Here is a 17571-nt window from a genome sequence, read left to right as displayed (position 1 = left end):
CCCCACGCCCCCAACCCCCAGCTCAGCCTCCCAATGCGAAGACTTTGTGGAGCCTTATGGATACGCCCGCGCCCGTGTATACTACTGAAGCTGTGCCTTTATGGGGAGGATTCTGCCTCGAAGCTGCGCCGATGGGTTGCAAGGCAACGCGCGGGGGAGAACTCGAACCGGCGGCACGCATGTCAGTAGTGGTCCGCTGGGGGCGAGCGCAAGGGGTGCTCGCGGGTCCCATGACCACCGAGGGTTAGGATCATTGAATGATCAGCATGATTCTCGGCCGTAAGATCGGCATGACCCAGGTGTGGGACGACGAGGATAACGTCGTTCCCGTCACGGTCATCCAGGCTGGCCCCTGCGCCGTCTCGCAGGTTAAAACCAAGGCGACCGATGGCTACGACGCCGTGCAGATCGGCTTCGGAGACATCAAGGTCAAGAACGTCAACAAGCCCATGGCTGGTCACTTCGCCAAGGCCGGCGTCGAGCCCGTGCGGTACCTCCGCGAGGTTCGCGTCGAGAACGGCGAGGACCACAAGGTCGGCGAGGTCGTGACCGTTGCCGATTTCGCCGACGTCGCCAAGGTCGATGTCATCGGCACCTCCAAGGGCAAGGGCTTCCAGGGTCGCATCAAGCGCTGGGGTCAGCGTCGCGGTCCCATGACCCACGGCTCCCACTTCAAGCGTCACCCGGGTTCCATCGGCCAGTGCGCCTACCCCGCGCGCGTCCTCAAGGGCGTCAAGATGGCCGGTCACATGGGCAATGAGCGCGTGACCGTGAAGAACCTGACCGTTGTCCGCGTCGATGCCGACCAGAACCTCATCCTCGTGAAGGGCGCCGTCCCCGGTGCCAAGAACGGCCTGGTCGCCATCCGTATGGCGTAATGCTCGATACGCTAAAGCCCACGTCATACCAAGGAGAACACGCACATGTCGAAATTTGAAGTCAAGAACAGCGAGGGTCAGAAGGTCTCTGAGGCCGACCTCGCTGCCGAGGTGTACGGCATCGAGCCGAACATCCACGTCATGCACCACATCGTGAAGTGCCAGCAGGCCTGCTGGCGCAGCGGCACCCAGTCCACCAAGGGCCGCAGCGAGGTGTCCGGCGGCGGCGCCAAGCCGTGGCGTCAGAAGGGCACCGGCCGTGCCCGCCAGGGCTCCATCCGCGCCGGCCAGTGGCGTCACGGTGGCGTCATCCACGGCCCCAAGCCGCGCCTCTACACCAAGCGCATGAACAACAAAGAGGTCAAGCTCGCCATGCGCTCCGCGCTCTCCGCGAAGCTGCGCGACGGTGAGCTCGTGCTCGTGGACGACTACGGCTTCGAGAAGCCGTCCACCAAGGCCGCCGTGGCCATGCTCAAGGCCCTCGGCATCTACGGCAAGCGCCTCACCATCATCGTTCGCGAGGACGACATCAACGCGTTCCTCTCGTTCCGCAACATCCCCAAGACGTTCATCATCACGCCCGATGAGGCCAACACCTACGACCTCGTCAACAACGGCGCTCTGCTGATGCCCGCCGATGTTGCCGTTCACTTCGGGGAGGTGCTTGCATAAATGACCGCCCACGAGATCATCATCCGCCCGATCGTGTCCGAGCGTTCCTTCGACATGATGTCGGAGAACAAGTACACGTTCGAGGTCGCTCGCGACGCGAACAAGTACCAGATCAAGGATGCCATCGAGGAGCTCTTCAACGTCAAGGTCACCTCGGTGAACACCATCAACGTGAAGCCCAAGACGAAGCGCGTGCGCTATGTGGCCGGCAAGACCCGCCAGTGGAAGAAGGCCATCGTCACGCTCGCCGACGGCGACTCGATCGAGATCTACGGCAACCAGGCCTAAACCTGGCTCCGTACGCCCGCTCCGGCGGGCATCGTATCGGGGGCTCGAAGATGGAGCCGCCCGGTACCGTGGTAATCCGGTGTCGACGCACCCGGGGGCGAACGCTCCCTATCCCTGATGCGCCGGCCAACGGAAAGAGACGAAAGGGATTGTAATGGCTGTCAAACACCTCAAGCCGACCAGCGCGGGTCGCCGTTGGCAGACGGTCTCGGACTTCGCCGAGATCACCTGCACGAAGCCCGAGAAGTCGCTTCTCGAGCCGCTGCCCAAGAAGGCCGGTCGTAACAACCAGGGTCGCATCACGACCCGTCACCAGGGCGGCGGCGTGAAGCGCCGTTACCGTCGCATCGACTTCAAGCGCAACAAGGACGGCGTGCCGGCCAAGGTCGCGACCATCGAGTACGACCCCAACCGCTCCGCCCGCATCGCCCTGCTCCACTACGTGGACGGCGAGAAGCGCTACATCCTCGCCCCCAAGGGCCTCAAGGTCGGCGACACCGTGGTGTCCGGCTCCGATGCCGACATCAAGCCCGGTAACGCCCTGCCCCTCGCGGACATCCCCGTGGGTACCCTCATCCACGCGGTCGAGTTCCAGCCCGGCAAGGGCGCCGCGATCGCCCGTTCCGCCGGCAACTCCTGCCAGCTCATGGGCAAGGAGGGCAAGTACGCCATCCTGCGCATGCCCTCCTCGGAGATGCGCCGCGTGCTCATCACCTGCCGCGCCACAGTGGGCGAGGTCGGCAACGCCGAGCACTCCAACATCGTGATCGGTAAGGCCGGCCGCAAGCGCTACATGAACGTGCGCCCGACCGTCCGCGGTACCGTCATGAACCCGGTCGACCACCCGCACGGCGGTGGCGAGGGCAAGAACCACACCTCTGGCCGCCCGTCCATGACCCCGTGGGGCAAGCCGACCAAGGGCTATCGCACGCGCAAGAAGAAGAAGGCTTCGAACAGCCTCATCATCCGTCGCCGCCGCAAGTAGTCCGAGATACCGAGAAGGAGTAAGAACCAATGAGCAGAAGTCTCAAAAAGGGGCCGTTCGTGGAAGCTCGCCTGCTCTCGCGTATCATCGCGATGAACGAGGCCGGCACGAAGGACGTCGTGAAGACGTGGTCGCGCGCGTCCACGATCTTCCCCGAGATGGTGGGCCACACCATCGCCGTCCACGACGGGCGCAAGCACGTGCCCGTGTACATCACCGAGTCCATGGTCGGCCATAAGCTGGGCGAGTTCGCGCCCACCCGCACGTTCCGCGGTCACAAGGCCAAGTAGGGGGTTTCACGTACATGGCAACTAAAGCTACCGATACCGAGACCCGCGAGGTGCGCGCCGTCGCGAAGTACGTGCGCGTCTCGCCTTCCAAGGCTCGCCTCGTGGTCGATCTCATCCGTCGCAAGTCTGTCGAGCAGGCTTTCGACATCCTGCATTTCTGCGAGCGCGCCGTCGCCGTGGACGTGGAGAAGTGCCTCCGCTCCGCTGTGGCCAACGCCGTGAACAACAACGGCATGCGCGCCGATGACCTCGTGGTCGCCGCCGCCTACGTGGACGAGGGCCCCACGCTCAAGCGCATCCGCCCGCGCGCCAAGGGTTCCGCCTCGCGCATCCTCAAGCGCACGAGCCACATCACCATCGTCGTCGCTCCGCGAAAGGAGGCTTAACGCACTATGGGTCAGAAAGTCTACCCCACCGGTTTCCGTCTCGGCATCACCGAGAACTGGCGCTCCCGTTGGTACGCCGACAAGGACTACGCCAAGACCCTCGGTAACGACCTTGAGCTCCGCAAGTACCTGGCCAAGCGCCTCCGTCGTGCCGCCGTCTCCCGCGTGGAGATCGAGCGCGCCGGCGATAAGGTGAAGGTCATCATCTACACCGCCCGCCCCGGCATCGTGATCGGCAAGAAGGGCGCGGAGATCGACCAGATCCGCACCGAGCTCGAGAAGGTCGCTGGCGTCTCCAAGGGCCAGCTCTCCGTCGACGTCATCGAGATCAAGCGTCCCGAGCTCGACGCCGTGCTCGTCGCCCAGTCCATCGCCGAGCAGCTCGAGGGCCGCGTGGCCTTCCGTCGCGCCATGCGCAAGGCCGTCCAGTCCGCCCGCAAGGCTGGCGCCAAGGGCATTCGTATCCAGTGCTCCGGCCGCCTCGGCGGCGCCGAGATGGGTCGCCGCGAGTGGTACCGCGAGGGTCGCGTGCCGCTGCACACCCTGCGTGCCAAGATCGACTATGGCCAGGCCACCGCGCACACCACGATGGGTTCCTGCGGCGTCAAGGTCTGGATCTACCTGGGCGAGAAGCTTCCCGGCCAGCCCGTTCCGAACCCGGCGCTCGAGGGCTCCTCGCGTCCGCGCCGTCGTAACTCCGAGAGGAGGGGTCAGTAGTGCTTGCCCCTAAGCGTGTCCTTCACCGCAAGGTGCAGCGTGGCTCCATGAAGGGCCATGCCAAGGGTAATACCGAGCTGCATTTCGGTGACTACGGCATCAAGGCCCTCGAGGCCCATTGGATCACCAACCGCCAGATCGAGGCCGCTCGTGTTGCCATGACCCGTTACATGCGTCGTGGCGGCCGCGTGTTCATCACGATCTTCCCCGACAAGCCCATCACCAAGAAGCCCGCCGAGACCCGCATGGGTTCCGGTAAGGGCAACCCCGAGGAGTGGGTGGCCGTCGTGAAGCCCGGTCGCATCATGTTCGAGATCTCGGGCGTGTCCGAGGAGATCGCGCGCGAGGCGCTCCGCCTGGCGCAGCACAAGCTCCCCATCAAGACCAAGATCGTGTCCCGCGCGGAGCAAGACGGGGAGGATAAGTAAATGAAGCCCGCAGAGATTCGTGCGCTTTCCGACGAGCAGCTCGTCGAAAAGCTGAAGGAAGGTCGAGCCGAGCTCTTCAACCTTCGTTTCCAGATGGCCACGAGCCAGCTCGACAACACCGCTCGCGTCAAGACCGTGAAGAAGGACATCGCGCGCATTCTCACCGAGCAGCGCGCCCGCGAGATCGCGGCCGAGAAGTCCGCTGCGGCAGAGTAGAGCTTGAGGAGATAAGATGAGCGATACTACGCGTAACACGCGCAAGGTCCGTACCGGCACGGTCGTCTCCATCTCGGGCAACAAGACCATCGTTGTCCAGACCCTGGAGCGCAAGCGTCACCCCAAGTACGGCAAGATGATGACCAGCACCAAGAAGCTTCATGCACATGATGAGGAGTGCACCGCCGGCGTGGGCGATACAGTTCGCGTCATGGAGACCCGTCCTCTGTCCAAGATGAAGCGCTGGCGTCTCGTTGAGATCATCGAGCGCGCCAAGTAGGCTGCATTGATTGTTCACCCGGCGATGTGCGCTGCGTGACGGGGAGTCACCCCGCGGCATGCGCAGCGCACCTCTCGTCGGCCTAGGTTCGGAGGAACTACCATGATTCAAATGCAAACCATGCTCAACGTCGCCGATAACTCCGGTGCGCGCAAGGTTCGCTGCATCAAGGTGCTCGGTGGCTCCAAGCGCCGCTATGCAGGAATCGGCGACGTTATCGTGGCTGCCGTGCAGGAGGCCACGCCCGGCGCCAACGTCAAGAAGAAGGACGTTGTGAAGTGCGTCGTCGTGCGCACGGTGAAGGAGGTCCGCCGCAAGGACGGCTCCTACATCCGCTTCGACGACAACGCCTGCGTCGTCATCAACAACGACGGTTCGCCCGTGGGCACCCGTATCTTCGGGCCCGTGGCGCGCGAGCTGCGTGACAAGAAGTACATGAAGATCGTCTCGCTTGCTCCCGAGACCCTGTAAAGAGAGGAGAGAACGCATATGCCTAAGATGCAGATCAAGACGGGCGACACCGTCAAGATTCTCTCCGGCAAGGATCGCGGCAAGCAGGGCACCGTTCTGCGCGCGTACCCCGCCGAGGGCAAGATCAAGGTCGAGGGCGTGGCCATCGTGAAGAAGGCCGTCAAGCCCAACCAGCAGAACCAGCAGGGCGGCATCGTGCCGCAGGAGGCCAAGATCGACGCCTCCAACGCGATGCTCGTGTGCCCCAAGTGCGGCGCGGCGACCCGCGTCGGCCATAAGCAGGGCGAGCTCGACGGTCACAAGACCTCGATCCGCGTCTGCAAGAAGTGCGGCGCCGAGTTCTAAACGACGCGCTCACCACGCATTGAAAGACCCCGGAAAGCTCCGATATCGGATGCCTTCCGGGGTCTTTTGCGTTTGATCGCGTAGCCGAGCGTGGGGAAGAAAACGGTTGGGAGATGCGCGCCGGGTTAGCGATCGGTCGAAAGGTTCTGAGTCTCCTCGATCTCTGCGATCATGTCGATGCGACGTTGGTGGCGGCCGCCCTGGAACTCGGCGCCGAGCCACTCATCGACGATCATCTTGGCAAGCTCGGGGCCGACGACGCGCGCGCCGAAGGCGATGATGTTCGTGTTGTTGTGCTCGCGGCTCAGCTTGGCCGAATAGGGCTCCGAGCACACGCAGGCCCGAATGCCGTGCACCTTGTTGGCAGCGAGGCTGATGCCCACGCCTGTGCCGCAGATGAGCACGCCGAGGTCCACGTCGCCCGATGCGACGGCCTTGCCCACCGCATAGCCGGAGATGGGGTAATCGAAGCGCTCGGTGCTGTTGGTGCCGAAGTCGACCACCTCGTGCCCCTGCTGCTCCAGGTGCTCCTTAATGATGTTCTTGAGCTCGACGGCCACATGGTCGTTGCCGATACCGATTTTCATGGTGGTTCCTTTCACTGTAGGTACCCTACCTAACCTGCGGGCTGCTGGAAGGCAGCTCGCCTATGCATGAAGCGCCCGAAGGGCCTTGATGCTCTGCGCGTAATCGCCTTTCCCGAAGAGCGCGCTCGTGCCCAGGATGAAGCCATCGGCTCCCAGGCCGGAGAGCTCGGCGATGCGCTCCGGGCTGCACGCCCCGTCCACGGTGAGCGTGAAGCCGTAGCGGTGCTTGAGCTCGGCGAGGCGGGCGATCTTATCCTTCGTGAACTCGATGAACGCCTGGCCGGCGAAGCCCGGGCTCACGGTCATGACCATGACGTAATCCACGACGTTGAGCAGCTCCTCGATAGAGGGGATTGAGGTATCGGGATTGATGGCGATGCCGGCCTTCGCCCCGCCGTCGCGGATGGCGGCGAGGGTCTTCACGCAGTAGCGCTCAGATTCGGGATGGATGTAGATGAGGTCGACGCCCGCATCGAGGAACAGGTTTATCGAGCGCGCGGGGTGCTCGATCATGAGGTGGCAGTCGATAGGCTTCTCCGTGGCGCTGCGCACCGCCTTGATGTCCATGAGGCCCATGGCGATATTGGGCACGAACGACCCATCCATCACGTCGCAGTGGAACATATCGGCGCCGGCCGCGTCGAGCTCCTGAACCTCGGAGCGCAGGTTCCCGTAATCGGCGCACATCATGCTCGGGCAGAGTAACATGGCACGCTTCCTTTCTCTATGTTCGGGTGAACGGTAGAAAATCGTCGCTGAACGGTACATGGCTTCATAGAAAACTAGATTATTTCAAATAAATTCAAATCCTCCAATAATCAAGCATCCAATAAAACAGCAGGTAAATAAGGGTAGTCATGGGAGCATGTCATCCCTTACCTCAAAATTTTATGACAAATCTTAAAAAACTGTGGCAAATTTTGAAAAAACTTGGAATACAATGAGTGCCGAAAGCCGGCGTGATGAACGCGGTAATCGCGGTCGCGTGCAGAGCGCCTGAACATGAGGAGGGCTCGAATTGAAACTGGCCACGCGAATCAACTCGTATTTCCGCTCGGGAGACAAAAACCTCGATCGCGTGTTCGCGCAATTCGAGGAGGTCGGGCTTACCCATGTCGATCTGAACTATCCGGAGCATGTGGGTGAGACCCCGGCGGAGCAAATGAAGCAGCTGCTCGAATCGCATGGCCTCAAGCTCAACGGGGTGGCCTTGCGCTTTCGCGGCGATTTCATCAACGGTGAGCTGGGGAACGCGGATCCGAGCATCGCGGGCAAGGCACTGCGGCTCTGCCGCGAGGCGTGCGACTACTGCCGTGCCGTGGGCGGCGATACCGTCACCATCTGGCTGGGGTTCGACGGGTTCGACTACAGCTTCCAGATCGACTACACCCGCGTGTGGAACCAGCTCGTCAACGCATATCGCACCGTGTGCGACTATGCGCCCGACCTCAAGATCAGCATCGAGTACAAGCCGTATGAGGAGCGCTCCTACGCGTTCATCGACAGCATGGGCATCGCAGGCATGATGCTCGCCGAGGTCGACCGCCCCAACCTGGGCGTCACCCTCGACTACTGCCACATGCTCATGAAGCACGAGAACCCCGCCATGGCATGCGACATCTTCGGCGGCCGCGGCAAGCTCTTCGGCGTGCACCTCAACGACGGCTACGGCGTCATGGACGACGGCCTCATGATCGGGACGGCATCGCCCATGAAGACGCTCGAATTCATCTACTACCTCAAGAAGCACAGCTACGACAGCGCGATCTACTTCGACACGTTCCCCACCATCGAGGATGCCGAGGAGGAGTGCGCCCAGAACATCGCGATGATCGGCATGCTCGACCGCGCGCTCGATGCGGTGGGGCTCGATGAGGTGCAGCGCGTCATCGACGCGAACAGCGGGATCGAGGCGGCCAAGCTCATGCGACGCCTCCTGTGCGCCTGCACGGAGTAACCACGCCACCCGGGGCGCGTATCGCCCCCGGCATCAGTTCACCAGTTCAGTCACAATCGGAACCGGCTCTCATTCCCGAGCCGGTACCGTGGCGCATCCGTCGGGGCGAACCCACATGCCCCTGCGGATGGAAAAGAGGGGGCCGGGCGCAGGGAGCCGTCCGGTCGCGATAAAGAAGGGAAGGGAGCCCTTATGGCAAAACGCGATTGGGATGCTACGGCTCGCGGCATTCTCGATGCCGTGGGTGGGCCCGAGAACATCTCGGGTCTGACGCACTGCGCGACGCGCCTGCGTCTCAACCTGAAGGACGATTCGAAGTACGATGACGCGACGGTCAAAGAGGTCGATGGCGTCATCAACACCGTCAATTCCGCCGGCCAGTATCAGATCCTCATCGGCACCGAGGTGCCGAAGCTCTACGAGAAGTTCGAGCCGCTCGTCAAGGGGACGAACACCCAGGTCTCCACGACCTCGGGATCGAGCGACGAGGGCGTGATCAGCAAGATCTTCGGTGCCGTCTCGGGCATCTTCGCGCCGCTGCTTCCTGCCATGGCGGGCTCCGGTATCCTGCGCGGCATCCTGATCCTGCTCACGCAGCTCGGCGTGATCACCGAGGGTTCGGGTACCTATGTGATCTGGTACACCCTCTCGATGAGCGTGTTCTACTTCCTGCCGGTGCTTCTGGCGTTCTCGGCGGGCAAGCGCTTCGGGGCGAGCCCGTACCTTTCGGCGCTTATCGGCGCGTGCCTGCTCTACCCGGATTTCATCAACCTCATGGGCGAGATCGGCAACGGTGCGACCACCGATTTCTTCGGGATCCCCGTCGTGCTCATGAACTACAACTCCACGGTCGTCCCGGCGATCCTTGCCGTGTGGGCGTACTCGTTCCTCTACAAGTTCCTGGACGATAAGATCCCCGAGACGCTCAAGCTCGTGGTGCTTCCCGCCGTCTCGCTCATCATCATGGTGCCGCTTACCATGATGATTATCGGCCCCATCGGCGTGTATGCCGGCGAGGGCGTCGCGTTCGTGGTCAACTGGGTCATCGACAGGAGCTCCGTGCTCGCGGGCATCCTCGTGGGCGGCGGCTGGTCGGTGCTCGTCTCCATGGGCATCCACTGGGCCGTGAACCCCATCATGATCAACAACATCGCCCAGAACACCTTCGACTACATCTGCCCGTTCACCTTCGCGTGCAACTTCGGCGTGATCGGCGTCGCCCTCGGCGTGTTCCTGAAGGCGCGTAACCAGAAGCTCAAGAGCTTCGCGGCATCCGGCGTGGTCACCATCGCGCTTTCGGCCATCATCGAGCCGACGCTCTTCGGCATGCTCGTCAAGAACAAGAAGCTCTGGGGCGCTCAGATCATCGCGGGCGCTGCGGGCGGCGCGTTCTGCGGACTCACCCACGTGGTCTGCACGGCGTTCGTGTTCGGTTCGGTGACGACGTTCCCGGCCTTCGTGAGCCCGGATGCGATGAACTTCGTTTACGCGATGATCGCCATGCTCATCTCGACGGTGGTCGGCGCGGTGCTCGGCTTCATCTTCACCGGTCGCGATGACCAGCTCGCGTAAGCATGCGCGCTAACCGGCTTGCGCGCGCGGCGTGGATTCGCGCGGTGAGACGGATATAAGCTGGGAAAGCGAAATGCGAGCGGCCGCCGGCATGCCTGGAAGGGTTGCATGCCGGCGGCCGCGGGCGTAGGCGGCTTGCGCGTCGAGGGGGTCGGCACTGGTTGCCCGTCGAGCCGCTCGTGGGACGATGACGCTACAATAGGGCGAGGATTCCACAAGGAGGCACGATGATTCCCTACGAACGCCAGCAGCTGGTGCTGCAGCATCTCAGCGAGTCGGATCTGTTGAAGATCGAGGACCTTCAGGAGCTGCTTCCCGATACCTCGGTATCGACGCTTCGGCGCGACCTCAAGGAGCTCGAGAAGCAGGGGCGCGTCGAGATGCTGGCCGGCGGTGCGGTGCGCCTGAACGCGGTCTCGCACGAGCTGGGCGTCATGGTCACCGGCGCGCTCCATGCGGCCGAGAAGGAGCGCATGGCGCAGCGCGCGCTCGAAGAGGTCTCCGACGGCGACACCGTGTACCTCGACTCGGGAACGAGCTGCACGGCGCTCCTGCGCCACCTCATCGACCGCGACGTCACGATCTACACGGCGAACGGCAGCGCGTGCTACATCACGGGCGACATGCGGGCGCAGGTCATCATCATCGGCGGCGCGTACAACCCGCGGACGCTGTCCATGACCGGCCCTATCACCGAGGGCATCCTGAAGGACCTGTACTTCGACGAGGCGTTCCTGGGTGTCAACGCGGTGAGCATCGACCGCGGCGTCACGAATCCGAGCCATGACGAGGCGATCAAGAAGCAGCTGGTCAAGGAGAATTCGAACCGCACGTACATCCTGTGCGACAGCAGCAAGTTCCATCGCGTCTCGAATGTCCGGGTCTTCGGTCTTGACGGGCTTTCGATCATCTCGGAAACCGGGGACGACCAGCTTGGGAGATACGTCGAGATTCTAACCCCCGATAACTAGGCGGCGGGATCGCAGGCATCGCACAGCCCGTCCGTTCGCCAGAACCGTTCAAAGGAGTGCCGTATGGGTTTGTTTGATGTGTTCAAGAAGAAAGAGGCCTCGAAGCAGGCCGCGGGCGAGACGTGGCCGGTCGTGCTCAAGGCTCCCGTATCCGGCCGCGTGATCGCCATGGCCGACATCCCGGATCCCGTGTTCAGCACCGAGGTGCTCGGCAAGGGGTGCGCCATCTGGCCGGAATCCACCGTGGTGTATGCGCCGTGCGCGGGGACCGTTTCGGTGGTTATGGGCCATGCCGTGGGTCTGACGTCGGACGCTGGGGTCGAGGTGCTCGTGCACGTTGGCGTTGACACCGTCGACATGGAAGGCAAGGGATTCACCGGCTACGTGGCGGAGGGTGCGAAGGTGAAGGCGGGCGACGCCCTGCTCTCGTTCGATCGCGACGCCATCGCGGCGGCCGGGCATCCGGATTGCGTGGTGGTCGCCGTCTCGAACACCGCCGAGTTTTCGGACGTGTCGCCCATCCCCGCTGCCGAAGATCTGGTCGAGGCGGGCGCGCCGCTCATCTCCGTGTCCAAGTAGCGGCGAACGAGGGTTCCTCAGGTAGCTGATGATAAAATGGTGTCAGACACCTTTTTATCACGTGGGAAAGGGGAGCGGTATGAGCAAGCAGGCGATCATCGCGGCGAAGGCGCCGGCGGCGTTGGGGCCGTATTCCTCGGCGGTGCGCGCGGGGGACACGTTGTACCTTTCGGGACAGCTCGGCATCGACCCTGCGACGGGCGAGCTCGCCGAGGGCGTGGAGGCGCAGGCGCGCCAGGCCATGCAGAACATCGCGGCGGTGCTCGAGGAGGCGGGCGCGAGTTTCGACGACGTGGTGAAGATGACGGTGCTGCTTGCCGACATCGACGATTTCGCCGCGGTGAACGAGGTGTACGGCAGCTTCCTCGCCGCGCCGTATCCCGCGCGGAGCGCCTTCCAGGTGGCAGCGATCCCCAAGGGCGCGCTCGTGGAGATCGAGGCCATCGCAGTGCTCTAGCCAGGCTGCATGTAAAAATACCCCAGCGACTTTTTTACATTGCCCGCTGCCCTCGTGTAAAAATACCCCAGCGACTTTTTTACATCCCACGTCGCCCCCATCCGATTGGGGCGTTTTCGTTGCACAATGTAAAAAAGTCGCTGGGGTATTTTTACACGTCAGGCAATGTAAAAAAGTCGCTGGGGTAATTTTACATGTGTGGGAAGAGCGCGAGCATGCGGGCGGGTACGGGGGCGACGATGCGCACCGGCTCGCCGGAGACGGGGTCGGTGAATGCGAGCTCGTGCGCGTGCAGCATGAGGCCGCGCGAATCGGGCGCGCCGTAGAGCGCGTCACCCAGCAGGGGGAAGCCGGCGTGCGCGAGGTGCACGCGGATCTGGTGCTTGCGCCCGGTGTGGAGCTGCACGTCGAGCAGCGTGAGCCAGCGGCCATCGACGCGCCGCCGGTCGAGCACGGCTGCATGCGTGTGCGCCGCCTTGCCGGTCTTGCTCACGCGCATGCGTCGCGCATCGTGGCGGTCGCGGCCGATCGGCCAGGTGAGCGATCGCTCGTCCCAGGAGATCTTCCCGCACGCGATGGCGAGGTAACGCTTGGAGATGGAGCGCTCGGCAATGAGCCGGTCGTAGGCGCCCTGCGTGCGCTTGCAGAGGGAGAAGAGCACGATGCCGCTCGTATCGCGGTCGAGCCGTTGGAGTGCCTGGAGCTCGTCTGCCTGGGCGAGGGAGACGCCGGGGACGCTCCCGCCGCGGATGCGCTCGGCCATGAGCCCGGTGAGCGTTGGGGCCCCGGTGCCGTCTCCGTGCACGATGATGCCCGCGGGCTTGTCGACCGCGAGCAGCATCTCGGACACGTAGAGCACGGCGTCAGAGCCCGTGGGCTCGCCTGTGGATTCCGCGCGTGCCACCTTACTCGACCTCGGCGAAGAGGCAGCCCGAGCTCGCGCCCTTCTGCCGCGCGGGCGGTCGGCGCCCGGCGAGCGCGGCGTCGAGGGAACGGCGTGCGCGAGCCACCTGGGCGGCGAGCTCATCGGTGGAAAGCAGGGTGCCGTCGACCAGGAAGCGCGACACGCCGGCAGCGATGAGCTGCGGCAGCTGCGGGGTGTAATCGAGCGCGTACGCATCGTAGAGGTGCGAGCGGCCGTGGAGGTCGGTGCGCACGGGGAGCAGCTTGTCGTCGATGTTGTGCAGCACGAGGTTGCGGCGGCGCAGGGCGCAGCGTGCGCAATCGTGGATGCAGGCGTCGGCGACCTGCAGGATGCAGTGCTCACTCGTCATGACGCGCGGCTTGCCGAACACCATGACGCCGAGCGGGATGTCCGTCTTGGGCGCGAGGCGCTCGATCTCGGCAAGCGAGAGCTCGGGCGAGAGCCAGGCGACCTGCGCGCCCGCCTGAGCGAGGAACGCGAGGCAGGCGGCGTTGTGCGTGGGAATGCAGGAGCGGAGCTCGGCCGCAGCGCCGCGCTGGGCGGCGAGGGCGAGTTCGGAGATGGTGCCCACGGCGACGGGTGCCTCCGGTGCGACCCAGGGGTCGAGGCGCTCGTGGTCGCGCTCGCGGCACACCTCGTCGAGGATGGGGATGATGCCCAGCTCGGCGGCATCTTCGGGAGCGAGCCCCTCCGCCAGGAGGTCGTCCACGGCTATGTAGACGCGTTCCGCGCCGGCCTCGCGTGCGGCCTGGGCGCCCGCGCGGGTGGTCGCGATGGCGCAGAGGATGGTCGGGCGCTCCGCCGCCGCGCCCGTGGCGGCGAGCTCCGTGGGAGCACCCACGCCCGTCGCCAGGTCGAGCCTCTCCAGCTCCTTCGCCCGCTGCTCATACGGCCGCAAGATGGCCCCCTCAAGCGCGGCGCATGCCTCGGCGCGCACGGCATGCACGGCGGAGAAGCCCATGCCGCACCCCTCGTCGAGCTCGACCGCGCACGACGCCATCTCGAACGGCGTCGAACCCATGCGGCCCACGTGCTCGGCCAGATCGTCGCGGCTCACCGCGCGCGTCCGCGCTGGCTCCACGGTGAAGCCCTCGGCGGCAGCGGCAAGCGAGGGGTCGTCGCAGCAGGCGAGCTCGACGCGGAACGGCTCGCCCAGGCGCGCCCGCACGCGCACGTCCACCATGCGCTTGCGCGGGACGGCGCGCTTGAGCACGGCGTCGGCGCGATCGATCGCCTCCTGGCTGCGGATGACGCGCACGCGCCAGCCCACCTCAACCGGCCGCGGCACCTCGACCTCGAGGAGCTCGCCTGTACGCGCGTCGCGGCGGGCGAGCGTGGTGAGGAACGTGTCCGGGTGCGCATCGTCGCGCAGCTCGAGCAAATCGCCGGTGCCCACGGGCGCATCGAGGGCGAGGTGGGCGGTGCCGGCCGGCCCCTTGATCTGGGCACGCATGCGCTCGCCCTTCGTGAGCGGCTCGCGCGCGGTGAAGGCCGTCACGCGCCCCACGACCTCGCCGCGGTTGTTCGACCGCTCGTAGCTCATCATGTCGTCGTCCGAGCGCCCGTCCTGGTAGGCATGGGTGAAATCGCGGTTGAAGCAGCGCTTGAGCTGCCGCTGCCGCGCGGCGCGCTCCTCGGCGCCCACCGCGCGCCCGGCGAGCACGTCGTCGAGCTCGCGGCGGTAGGCGTCCGTCACCGCGAAGACGTAGTCGGCCGCCTTCATGCGCCCCTCGAGCTTGAGGGCTGCGGCGCCCGCATCGACGAGCCGCGGGAGCAGCTCGGTGGTGTTCGTGTCGCGCGGGCAGAGCGGTCGCCCGCGCCCGGGGGCGGAGATCACGCGCCCGTTCTCGTCCAAGAGCCCGTAGGGGAGGCGGCAGGGCTGCGCACACATGCCGCGGTTCGCCGAGCGCCCCGCCTGGCAGAAGCTCGAGAGCAGGCAGATGCCCGAGTAGCTGAAGCAGATGGAGCCGTGGGCGAAGACCTCGAGGTCGATGCCCGGGCACGCGGCGTGGATCTGCGCGATCTCGTCGATGGAGAGCTCGCGCGAGAGCGTCACGCGGTCGGCGCCCGCGGCCTCGCACCAGGCCGTTCCGCGCGCGTCGTGGATGTTCGCTTGGGTTGAGATATGCGTCTCGATGCCCGGCATGAGCCGGCGCACCTCGGCGAAGAGGCCCCAGTCCTGGATGATGAAGGCGTCCGCCCCGAGCTGCGAGCAATGGCGCACGAGCTCGAGGGCGTCTGTCATCTCGCGATCCTTGATGACGATGTTGATGGTCACGTACACGCGCGCGCCCGCGAGGTGCGCGGTTCGGCACGCCTCGGCGAAGGCGTCGTCGGTGAAGTTCTGCGCCTTGCGGCGCGCGTTGAACGCGCCCATGCCGAGGTAGATGGCATCGGCTCCGGCGGCGAGCGCGGCGGCGAAGGGCGCCGAGCCGCCTGCGGGCGCGAGGAGCTCGGGGGAGCGGGTGGGCATGCTCGGGGTTCCTTTCGGCATACGACGTGACCCAAGGCGCGCCGCGGTGCGTGCGCGACGGCTCATCGAGCGGCGCTATGGCCCGCAGTTCACGCGCTTGGGGTGGAACAACCCATTGTCACACACTTTGAATGCGAAAATCGCAACGCGCGCCGCCCTCCATAAGCGTTTCGGTTCGGGTGAGCTCAAGGCACGGGCAGAGGCCGCGGAACAGGTAGGGGTCGCGACGGCAGGAGAGCAGGGTGCCCAGGTGCTCGAGGCCCAGGCGCCGGTACATCTCGGCGAACTCGCAGCGGACGGCGTCCATCGCGAGCGTCCCCGCCTCCTCGTCGAGCTCGATGCGGCCCCACTCCATGGCGTCTCCCGCCGAGAAGCGGGGGATCGCGACGTCGTGGTAGTACGCGAGCGGGGACGTCCCCTCGGGAACCTCGGCGGCGAGTGCCTCGCCCGCGGCTGTCCCCAGCTCCGCCACGGCCTCCTCGACGATGGCGTCGGCGCGCTCGCGGCCGAGCTCACGGACGAACGCCTCATAGATCGGGGCGATGGCGCGTGCCTCGATCTCGCGGCGGACGATGAGCGGGACATCCTCGGGGCTAGGCCGGGTGGGATTCGCGTCCTTGGACATGGTGCACTCCTTCGCTGCTTCCGGTGGGCTTCGGTAGCAACAATCTACACCAACCGATAGGATTCCTGCCGCTTGCCGTACGCGGCGGCGAATGTCGCGCGCGCCGCCGCGAGCGCATGACCAACTTCTTCGGCTAGTTTCCCTCCGTTCCGGCGTACACTTCAAAGTGCTTTGCGCGCGGAGGGCGCGACGACCGGGGTCAACCCGAGCGTCGGATGAAAGCCGAAATGGGAAGGGAATGATCATGAAGTACGATTTCACGTCGATTCTGAACCGCCATGGGCAGGATTCCCTTGCCGTCGACGGGCTCGGTCAGAGGCCCGGCATGACGCCGGAGCCCCCGCAGGAGGGGTTCGACTTCATTCCCATGTGGGTCGCCGACATGAACTTCCCCGTGGTGCCCACCATCCAGGAGGCCATCATCGAACGCGCGAAGCAGCCGCATTTTGGCTATTTCGCACCGCGCGATGAGTACTTCGACGAGATCATCAAGTGGCACGAGACGCGCAACGGCGTCGAGGGGCTCACCAAGGAGTGCATCGGTTACGAGAACGGCGTGCTCGGCGGCGTGGTCTCCACGCTCAAGTCGTTCATGCAGCCGGGCGACGCCGTGCTGCTCCACAGCCCCACGTACATCGGCTTCACGGGCTGCATCGAGAACGCGGGCTTCAAGATCGTGCACTCGCCGCTCGTGCTCGACGAGAACGGCACGTGGCGCATGGACTTCGAGGACATGGAGAAGAAGCTCGCCGAGAACAACATCCATGCCGCGGTGTTCTGCTCGCCGCACAACCCCACCGGCCGCGTGTGGGAGCGCGAGGAGATCGAGCAGGCGATGGAGCTCTACAAGAAGTACGACTGCGTCGTCGTGTCCGACGAGATCTGGTCTGACATCATCATGCCCGGACACAAGCACATCCCCACGCAGTCCGTCTCCGAGGACGCCCGCAACCGCACTGTGGCGCTCTACGCGCCGTCGAAGACGTTCAACCTCGCCGGCCTCGTGGGCAGCTACCACATCATCTACAACAAGTACCTGCGCGACCGCGAGACCGCGACGGCCTCGAAGGCGCATTACAACGACATGAACGTGCTCTCCATGCACGCGCTCATCGGCGCCTACAAGCCCGAGGGCTACGAGTGGGTGGACGAGCTCTGCGAGGTGCTGGGCAAGAACGTCGACTACGCGTACGACTACATCACCGAGCACTTCAAGGGCGTCACGCTCTCCAAGCCCGAGGGCACCTACATGCTCTTCCTCGACTGCACCGAATGGCTCGAGGAACACGGTCGCGACATCGCCTGGCTGCAGAAGGCTGGCTGGAACGTGGGCGTGGGCTGGCAGGACGGCCGCCCGTTCCACGGCCCCAACGCGATTCGCATGAACCTCGCCGTGCCGTTCTCGCGCGTGCAGGAGGCGTTCGATCGCCTGGACAAGTACGTGTTCAACGCATAGGCCGCGTGCGGTT

The 17571-nt window shown here is 64.8% G+C and carries 23 protein-coding genes; 18 read left to right on the top strand and 5 right to left on the bottom strand.

The window, feature by feature from the left end; translation table 11 throughout:
* Positions 1-257: 257 nt before the first annotated feature.
* The 12 genes from rplC (at position 258) to rplX (ending at position 5956) form a co-directional block, all read left to right on the top strand.
* A complete protein-coding gene (gene rplC / locus B5G02_RS07840; RefSeq protein WP_019239662.1) occupies positions 258-878 on the top strand; it encodes a 50S ribosomal protein L3 in 621 nt (206 codons plus the stop codon).
* 45 nt (positions 879-923) lie between these two features.
* The gene (gene rplD, locus B5G02_RS07835; protein WP_019239661.1) at positions 924-1550 is read left to right on the top strand and encodes a 50S ribosomal protein L4; all 627 of its coding nucleotides are present in this window, start codon (positions 924-926) and stop codon (positions 1548-1550) included.
* Positions 1551-1838 (top strand): 50S ribosomal protein L23, encoded by a 288-nt coding sequence (gene rplW, locus B5G02_RS07830; RefSeq protein WP_019239660.1) that lies wholly within the window; start codon positions 1551-1553, stop codon positions 1836-1838.
* 154 nt (positions 1839-1992) lie between these two features.
* Positions 1993-2823, top strand: a complete 831-nt coding sequence (rplB, locus tag B5G02_RS07825; RefSeq protein ID WP_019239659.1) for a 50S ribosomal protein L2 — start codon at positions 1993-1995, stop codon at positions 2821-2823.
* 29 nt (positions 2824-2852) lie between these two features.
* Positions 2853-3113 carry a 30S ribosomal protein S19 gene (rpsS, locus tag B5G02_RS07820; protein WP_019247133.1) on the top strand — a complete coding sequence of 87 codons (261 nt, stop codon included), beginning with the start codon at positions 2853-2855 and terminating at the stop codon, positions 3111-3113.
* Positions 3114-3127: 14 nt separating this feature from the next.
* Positions 3128-3499, top strand: coding sequence for a 50S ribosomal protein L22 (gene rplV, locus B5G02_RS07815; RefSeq protein ID WP_019239657.1), 372 nt, complete (start codon positions 3128-3130; stop codon positions 3497-3499).
* A gap of 6 nt (positions 3500-3505) precedes the next feature.
* A complete protein-coding gene (rpsC, locus tag B5G02_RS07810) occupies positions 3506-4216 on the top strand; it encodes a 30S ribosomal protein S3 (protein WP_019239656.1) in 711 nt (236 codons plus the stop codon).
* Positions 4216-4644: a 50S ribosomal protein L16 gene (gene rplP / locus B5G02_RS07805; RefSeq protein WP_019239655.1), complete on the top strand. Its 429-nt coding sequence runs from the start codon at positions 4216-4218 to the stop codon at positions 4642-4644. Before rpsC ends, rplP begins: the two co-directional genes overlap by 1 nt.
* On the top strand, positions 4645-4860 hold the full coding sequence (gene rpmC, locus B5G02_RS07800; protein ID WP_019239654.1) for a 50S ribosomal protein L29: 216 nt from the start codon (positions 4645-4647) through the stop codon (positions 4858-4860). It abuts the gene before it with no gap.
* A 16-nt stretch (positions 4861-4876) separates the two neighbouring features.
* Positions 4877-5140 carry a 30S ribosomal protein S17 gene (gene rpsQ, locus B5G02_RS07795; RefSeq protein ID WP_019239653.1) on the top strand — a complete coding sequence of 88 codons (264 nt, stop codon included), beginning with the start codon at positions 4877-4879 and terminating at the stop codon, positions 5138-5140.
* A 102-nt stretch (positions 5141-5242) separates the two neighbouring features.
* Positions 5243-5611: a 50S ribosomal protein L14 gene (gene rplN / locus B5G02_RS07790; protein ID WP_019239652.1), complete on the top strand. Its 369-nt coding sequence runs from the start codon at positions 5243-5245 to the stop codon at positions 5609-5611.
* Positions 5612-5629: 18 nt separating this feature from the next.
* Positions 5630-5956, top strand: coding sequence for a 50S ribosomal protein L24 (gene rplX / locus B5G02_RS07785; protein ID WP_019239651.1), 327 nt, complete (start codon positions 5630-5632; stop codon positions 5954-5956).
* Positions 5957-6081: 125 nt separating this feature from the next.
* Here the strand turns inward: rplX and rpiB are convergent, their stop codons facing one another.
* Positions 6082-6543 carry a ribose 5-phosphate isomerase B gene (rpiB, locus tag B5G02_RS07780; protein WP_019239650.1) on the bottom strand — a complete coding sequence of 154 codons (462 nt, stop codon included), beginning with the start codon at positions 6541-6543 and terminating at the stop codon, positions 6082-6084.
* Positions 6544-6603: 60 nt separating this feature from the next.
* Positions 6604-7251: a ribulose-phosphate 3-epimerase gene (gene rpe, locus B5G02_RS07775; protein WP_019239649.1), complete on the bottom strand. Its 648-nt coding sequence runs from the start codon at positions 7249-7251 to the stop codon at positions 6604-6606.
* Positions 7252-7561: 310 nt separating this feature from the next.
* On the opposite strand from rpe, the gene B5G02_RS07770 reads away from it, so the two are divergent.
* The 5 genes from B5G02_RS07770 (at position 7562) to B5G02_RS07750 (ending at position 12079) form a co-directional block, all read left to right on the top strand.
* Entirely contained in the window at positions 7562-8500 is a 939-nt protein-coding gene (locus B5G02_RS07770; RefSeq protein ID WP_094335818.1) for a sugar phosphate isomerase/epimerase family protein, read from the top strand.
* A 192-nt stretch (positions 8501-8692) separates the two neighbouring features.
* Positions 8693-10072, top strand: a complete 1380-nt coding sequence (locus B5G02_RS07765; protein WP_094335817.1) for a PTS transporter subunit EIIC — start codon at positions 8693-8695, stop codon at positions 10070-10072.
* Positions 10073-10299: 227 nt separating this feature from the next.
* The gene (locus B5G02_RS07760; RefSeq protein ID WP_094335816.1) at positions 10300-11043 is read left to right on the top strand and encodes a DeoR/GlpR family DNA-binding transcription regulator; all 744 of its coding nucleotides are present in this window, start codon (positions 10300-10302) and stop codon (positions 11041-11043) included.
* A gap of 63 nt (positions 11044-11106) precedes the next feature.
* On the top strand, positions 11107-11622 hold the full coding sequence (locus tag B5G02_RS07755) for a PTS sugar transporter subunit IIA (RefSeq protein WP_094335815.1): 516 nt from the start codon (positions 11107-11109) through the stop codon (positions 11620-11622).
* A 79-nt stretch (positions 11623-11701) separates the two neighbouring features.
* On the top strand, positions 11702-12079 hold the full coding sequence (locus B5G02_RS07750; protein WP_094335814.1) for a RidA family protein: 378 nt from the start codon (positions 11702-11704) through the stop codon (positions 12077-12079).
* 190 nt (positions 12080-12269) lie between these two features.
* Here B5G02_RS07750 and B5G02_RS07745 read toward each other — a convergent pair whose 3' ends face one another.
* The 3 genes from B5G02_RS07745 to B5G02_RS07735 form a co-directional block, all read right to left on the bottom strand.
* A complete protein-coding gene (locus B5G02_RS07745) occupies positions 12270-12983 on the bottom strand; it encodes an RluA family pseudouridine synthase (RefSeq protein WP_241146200.1) in 714 nt (237 codons plus the stop codon).
* A gap of 1 nt (position 12984) precedes the next feature.
* Positions 12985-15477: a U32 family peptidase gene (locus tag B5G02_RS07740; RefSeq protein ID WP_094335813.1), complete on the bottom strand. Its 2493-nt coding sequence runs from the start codon at positions 15475-15477 to the stop codon at positions 12985-12987.
* A 118-nt stretch (positions 15478-15595) separates the two neighbouring features.
* Positions 15596-16102 (bottom strand): L-2-amino-thiazoline-4-carboxylic acid hydrolase, encoded by a 507-nt coding sequence (locus B5G02_RS07735; protein WP_019239640.1) that lies wholly within the window; start codon positions 16100-16102, stop codon positions 15596-15598.
* Between the two features lie 244 nt (positions 16103-16346).
* Here B5G02_RS07735 and B5G02_RS07730 point away from each other — a divergent pair, with 244 nt between their 5' ends.
* The gene (locus B5G02_RS07730; RefSeq protein ID WP_026089045.1) at positions 16347-17558 is read left to right on the top strand and encodes a MalY/PatB family protein; all 1212 of its coding nucleotides are present in this window, start codon (positions 16347-16349) and stop codon (positions 17556-17558) included.
* The last annotated feature ends 13 nt before the right edge of the window (positions 17559-17571 follow it).

It is taken from the genome of [Collinsella] massiliensis, assembly GCF_002161605.1.
Classification (GTDB): domain Bacteria; phylum Actinomycetota; class Coriobacteriia; order Coriobacteriales; family Coriobacteriaceae; genus Enorma.
This window is presented reverse-complemented; position numbering and strand designations above follow the sequence as displayed.